Origin of the sequence: Bacillus nitratireducens, assembly GCF_001884135.1 — a bacterium.
GTDB classification, from domain to species: domain Bacteria; phylum Bacillota; class Bacilli; order Bacillales; family Bacillaceae_G; genus Bacillus_A; species Bacillus_A nitratireducens.
The window spans coordinates 49905-55904 of record NZ_MAOC01000003.1 but is presented as its reverse complement, the minus strand read 5'-3'; the positions used below and the strand labels follow the sequence as shown (position 1 = coordinate 55904).

At 40.1% G+C, this 6000-nt stretch carries 2 protein-coding genes and 2 pseudogenes; 2 read left to right on the top strand and 2 right to left on the bottom strand.

The window, feature by feature from the left end; all coding sequences use genetic code 11:
• Window positions 1–676 precede the first annotated feature (676 nt).
• Entirely contained in the window at window positions 677–1846 is a 1170-nt protein-coding gene (locus tag BAU23_RS00630; RefSeq protein WP_071733346.1) for a serine hydrolase domain-containing protein, read from the top strand.
• 509 nt (window positions 1847–2355) lie between these two features.
• Here the strand turns inward: BAU23_RS00630 and BAU23_RS00625 are convergent.
• Window positions 2356–4440, bottom strand: a complete 2085-nt coding sequence (locus tag BAU23_RS00625; RefSeq protein WP_071733344.1) for a serine hydrolase domain-containing protein — start codon at window positions 4438–4440, stop codon at window positions 2356–2358.
• Between the two features lie 94 nt (window positions 4441–4534).
• Window positions 4535–4861 (bottom strand): annotated as a pseudogene (locus BAU23_RS30390) (serine hydrolase domain-containing protein); the annotation flags it as partial.
• A gap of 219 nt (window positions 4862–5080) precedes the next feature.
• On the opposite strand from BAU23_RS30390, the pseudogene BAU23_RS00615 reads away from it, so the two are divergent.
• Window positions 5081–5777 (top strand): annotated as a pseudogene (locus tag BAU23_RS00615) (IS4 family transposase); the annotation flags it as partial.
• Between the last annotated feature and the right edge of the window lie 223 nt (window positions 5778–6000).

Genomic DNA, 6000 nt, shown 5'->3' with positions numbered 1-6000 from the left:
ACAGAAAGAATAGCTTATTTTTTCATTTTAGGGGGGATTTTGTTTTGTTAGCTTGATAGCGATGGGGTCACCATACACATCCATCAACTTAAGAAAAGTAAACACCCCAAAAACAAAAAAATGAGCTGACTTCTCAAAATAACTAACTGTAGAGAAAGAAAAATTTCATTTAGTGGGTACTTCAAAACCTTAGCTTGATGGCGATGGGGTCACCATATCAAAAAAAGAAAATTGTACGTTTAGACATATTTTTCAACCGCTTCCTGTACGTTAAGGGACTCGCTATTTTTTTTACAGTTTTTTATTATGAAATTCTAAATAACTAATTATAATAGGTGAAAAAAACGATCAATAGTTGGGTTACGGAAAGGATTCGAATTTACATTCTTTCTCAATACATATTATGGATAAATAAAGTAAAATATGGGTTGGGGTTATGTCTCATGTTGTGTTAATCCTAACAATAACTAAGGGTACATAATATGCTTTCATACCTTTGAATAATTTTGTTATAGAAGGGATGGAGATTTAAATGGCTCAAATTGTTGGTATTGATAGATACCTTTGTACTGGGGCTTTAATCTATATGCGTGAGGGTCTTTCCCTAAGTCTTGTCAGGAAGTAAGGAACAGTAAGCAAACACTTATATAATATGAATAGAGGAGAGGAATGCCTTATGAAAATACGTAGTCAAATTACATGTGCAAGTCTGGCCCTTTTAATAGCTGGAAGTTCCCTGTTATATACAACACCAACCTCAATTGTAAAAGCAGAGCCCACTCAAAATGTATCTAGTTCGTTACAAACAAATACTCAACGAGATCGTACTTCCGTCAAGCAAGCAATGCGGGATACATTGCAACTTGGATACCCGGGGATACTTGCTAAAACTTCTGAGGGTGGAAAAACGTGGGGGTATGCCGCTGGAATAGCGGATCTGAGAACCAAGAAACCAATGAAAACAGATTTTCGCTTTCGCATTGGTAGTGTGACGAAGACGTTCACCGCAACAGTTGTACTTCAATTAGCTGGAGAGAATCGCCTGAATCTAGACGACTACATCGAAGACTGGTTGCCTGGTGTCATTCAAGGAAATGGATATGATGGTAACCAGATTACTATCCGGCAGATATTGAACCATACAAGTGGTATCGCTGAATACTCAAGGTCAAAAGACGCTGATTTTACGGATACAAAAAAATCGTATACGGCTGAAGAGTTAGTGAAGATGGGGGTTTCTCTGCCTCCAGACTTTGCCCCAGGAGATGGCTGGTCTTATTCAAACACAGGATACGTATTACTGGGCATTCTTATTGAAAAAGTAACCAGAAACAGCTATGCGGAAGAGATTGAAAATCGGATTATTGAACCACTTGAATTGTCGAATACATTCCTACCAGGCAACTCAAGTGTTATTCCAGGCACTAACCATGCCCGTGGATATGTCCAACCAGACGGAGCAAGTGAGCTAAAAGACGTTACTTATTATAACCCAAGTGCAGGTAGCTCTGCTGGAGATATGATTTCTACTGCTGACGACTTAAACAAATTCTTCTCTTACTTGCTCGGTGGCAAATTACTGAAGGAACAGCAACTAAAACAAATGCTTACTACAGTTCCTACAGGAAAAGAAGGAATCGATGGATATGGTCTTGGAATCTATGAAACTAAGCTTCCAAGCGGTGTCTCGATATGGGGACACACAGGTGGCATTCTAGGGTTTACTACTCTTGTTGGAGGTACACTTGGAGGCAAGCATACGTTGGTCGTCAATTGGAATAGTTTGGGTAGAACTGACAGTCCTAATCCTTTTAAAAATATTTTACTTGCTGAATTTAGTAAGTAGGAAAAAAGGAAAAATTTATCGTAGTTTTCATAGTTAAAAATATACTTTTCTTGTTCGAAAGCCCTAACTTATTTTCAAGAAAAATTTGGGGCTTTTTTTGTTTTGGTGGCGTTTATTCTTCTTAAGTTGATGGGTATGTGGTAGGGCCCTGTATTTGGCTCTTTTTCTACACCTAGATATTCTAGTGTTCGTTCTAACATAAGTGCAGCCTGTTGATGTGTGAGTGTGTCATGTTGGTTAAACTTAGTAGCCGAAACACCTCGGATAATTCCTGCATCGTATAGGGCTTGTACATCATAATGCCGGCTACGAACGTATTTACATCGAGAAGATGCGTGGGGCAAAAGATGATTGCCCAGAACTGGTATGCTAGCTGTTCTTGCAGAGTTTGAGCGTGATATTATTTGTGGAAAGCCTCTTCGTAAAGATAATACGTAAATACAAACAAAACCAGCAAAACACCTCTTCTGTGTCGTACTGGTTTTGTTGCAGTCCATTTAGAATTGTAGCTAGTTCAACGTAATTGCAAATTCCGAGTTCGGCGCGCCAGCAAATACAACCGTTCCGTTCTTTGGCAGTTTTACTTTGTTATTGCCGCTCACAACGGTAAAATTGACACATACTCCCTTCTCATCATACACCGCGAACGAACTCTTCAATGGCAACTCCACGGTCATCGTTTTCCCCGCTGTCGCTTGTGGGATCGTAAACCATTTCGCATACCCATTTGCTTGCAGCGTAACTTTGGATGTTTGGCCTGCATCAAGCGGTTTTACGCTGGATCCACTTACATATAACAATCCGGCCATTTCCATATATTCACTGCCGCCTTCTGTATAGAAATGAGTTTCAGTCGTATCACGGCCATTCATCACGGGAATCTGGAGTTGATGCGCCGCGGTGTTCGGACCTGTAATTTTTCTGCCGTCCCAATAGCCCGCCAGGCCTTCCTTGCGAGTAATTTGTGTGGTAATAAGTTTCGGTTGAACGAGATATTCAATAGAACTAAATTTCTCGTTCACGAGATAGAACTTGACGCCTTCCCGCTTCGCCCATGCGGCAGCGGTTTTCTTCGATAGCACGTTGTCTTCTAGTTTCTCGGCTAAATAGTGAGTCATCACATTTTGCCCTAAGCCTGGCGTCGATTTATATGTGCTCTCCTTCAAATAAGTTCTTCCATTCTTCTCAGTGACGAAGCTGAGCTTGGAAGTACCCTTCTCATTAATAAAGCTTCCATTCGCAGTATATACATATTTTTCTTCTCGATTAGATGGTAAGAACAGTTCTCCATTCTTCGTAATTTCTATTTTGAAATGACTGTCGCTCTTGCCGTAAAATCCCGCTTTCTTCGCCACGTCTTGAGGCATCTTGGCCTTGACCGGCTTGCCAAAGGATTTGTTTGGCTTGATGTCCTTAATTGTGCCCTTCTCTTTAAGCGCGACGAGCAGTAATTCAGTTGCCAGTAGTTGATTTGTAGAGCTTTGCCCGCCGGATGACAACACAGCCACTGCCATCTTCTGTTCCGGAAGCACGACCAGTATAGCATGTTGCAGTGACGTGTCGCCGCCCTTAGCCAAGCCTTTTATCCCATATTTACTGAATGGGTATAGTTTGACACTATCCCAGCCAAGACCATAGTTGAAAATATTATCTCCATCCCCAGGCCACATTCCTTTTTTATATTCCTCTTGCTCCATCGCCTTGACTGCCTTATCAGAGAGAATCCCTTTTCCCTGTCCCATAAATAATTGTGAGAATCGTACCATATCTTCTGCCGTGGAAGAGATCCCTCCCGAACCAATCACATTCACCGATTCAATGGGAAGTTGCCCTTGGTACGCCGGAAAATAAAGTTCAGCCCGCTTTTCGCCTTCCCATTTGTCCTGCGGCGTTTTCGTATGATTCAGCTTTAAGGGTTCTGTAAACCGTTGATGTAGAAATTCGGTAAAGCTCATACCGCTGACTTTTTCCACCAAAATCTCAGCCAGCGTAAAGCCGTCGTTGCAGTAAACCGAGAGAGCGCCAGGATCCGCCTTCAAGCTCTGGTTGGACAATTGCCGCAACAAGACATCATGGGCATAGGTATCATTATCGTTAAATAAAAATGCATTACTTAACGTGGAACCTTGCAAGCCGGAGGAGTGGTTTAGCAGCATACGCGGCGTAATGCGTTTGTACCGCTCGTCTTTCATCTTGAAATCAGGAACATAGTGGACGACAGGAGCATCCAAATCGACTTTTCCTTCGTCGACCAATTTCATTACAGCCGTTGCTGCATACATTTTACTGACTGAACCAATCCCGTATAGAGTATCTTTAGTCAGCGACTGTTTCCTTTTCATATCGTTCTTGTCTGTCTGACCCGACAAAATAAGTTTGCCATTATCAATCAGCGCATACTGCACGCTAGTCGTCCCATGGGACTCCGTAAGTAGAGCAGCCTTATCTGCCGCAATCTTCTCCAGTTCTTCGCTAGCAACTTCTTGGTTAGCTACAACCGGAGTCTTACTGCTAGAAGACGCTATCGCGCCTGTTGGTAGGGTCATCGTTAGCGCAAATGTAGCGGCTAATACCCTAGATAGTTTATTTTTCATGAGAGAATTGCCTCCTTAGATAAGTGATCGATTTCATCACTTATTTGTTTAACTATAAAAAATATGACAAAATCTATCCGTTTTTCCTCTTTGCCTACTTGCTAAATTCAGCAAGTAAAATATTTTTATAAAAATCAGGACTGTCAGCTTTACCCAAGCTGTTCAAATTGACGGCTAACGTATGCTTACCTCCAAGTGTGCCTCCAGCAACAGTAAGAAACCCTGGAATGGCGCCTCCGTGTCCCCATATTGAGACACCGTTTGGAAGCTTAATTTCATAGATTGCAAGACTCTATCCATCGATTCCTTTTCTTCCTGTAGGAACTGTAGTAAGCATTTGTTTTAGTTGCTGTTCCTTCAGTCATTTGCCACTGAATAAGTAAGCGAATAATTTGTTTAAGTCGTCAGCAGTAGAAATCATATATCTGTTCCGCCTTTCATGCTTATTTATATTTTGATCATACACAATGAAAATCTCTTTTTCCTTACCTATTCCTTACAAATCCCTTACGTTCAAAATAGCTTCTATAATAGGGGGGCACCATACATGCCCATAAACTTAAGAGATTTTAATACTCTTAAGTACTAAAAAACGTTATTCTTTCTAAACAAGCTAGATTAGAAAGAATAACGTTTTCTTATGAATCTCTCGATTCAAGATGAACTACAACCATTTGCGGAAGAATTACAGCGATATGTTACACCTGTATTTTTAAAAGAACTAGCAAAAGAACTTGGGTTTGTAAAACGAAAACGCAAGTTTTCTGGCTCAGACTTAGCTACTATTTGTATTTGAATGAGTCAACGGGTGGCAAGTGCCCCCTTGGTTCGATTATGTAGTAGGCTTCATGCAGCGACAGGCACTCTACTCAGCGCTGAGGGCTTAAATAAACGCTTGAATACAAAAGCAGTTTTGTTTTTACAACATATTTTTTCTTTACTGTTACAACAAAAAGTATGTGAACAAACGTAAATTTCTAACCATTTCTTCCCTTATTTCCAACGAATTCGTATCCTAAATGCCCACCGTATTTCAAGTGCTAAATGCTTTAGAAAATGTATATCCAGGCTCTGGAGGATGTGTTCAAAAAGCTGGAATCAAAATCCAATTATAATATGATCTACACAGTGGGGAATTTCTTAACTTTCAAGTTGGACCAGGAAAAAATAATGACAAAACATTTGGTACGGAGTGCCTAGATACCTTACAACCAGGAGACTTATGTATTCGTGATTTGGGTTATTTTTCATTGGAAGACTTAGATTAAATGGATCAACGCGGTACATACTATATTTCTCGTTTGAAATTAAATACAAATGTATATGGGGTACAGCCTAGATACGTGTAAAAATAGGTCATAGGCCATAGGCTGACTTTTATTCCTAATCCGTTTTTTGTTTTTTATAAGTTTCCTATAACATAATGAATAGCAAAAGTTTTGTATCGTTCATTTCAAAAGAATTAGAAAAAATAGCGGACGAAAAAGCAAAACAAACTTTGCAAAACTTTTCTTTATAAAACAGCATATTAAATTCTCCCTCTCTTACATTTTGTTAAAC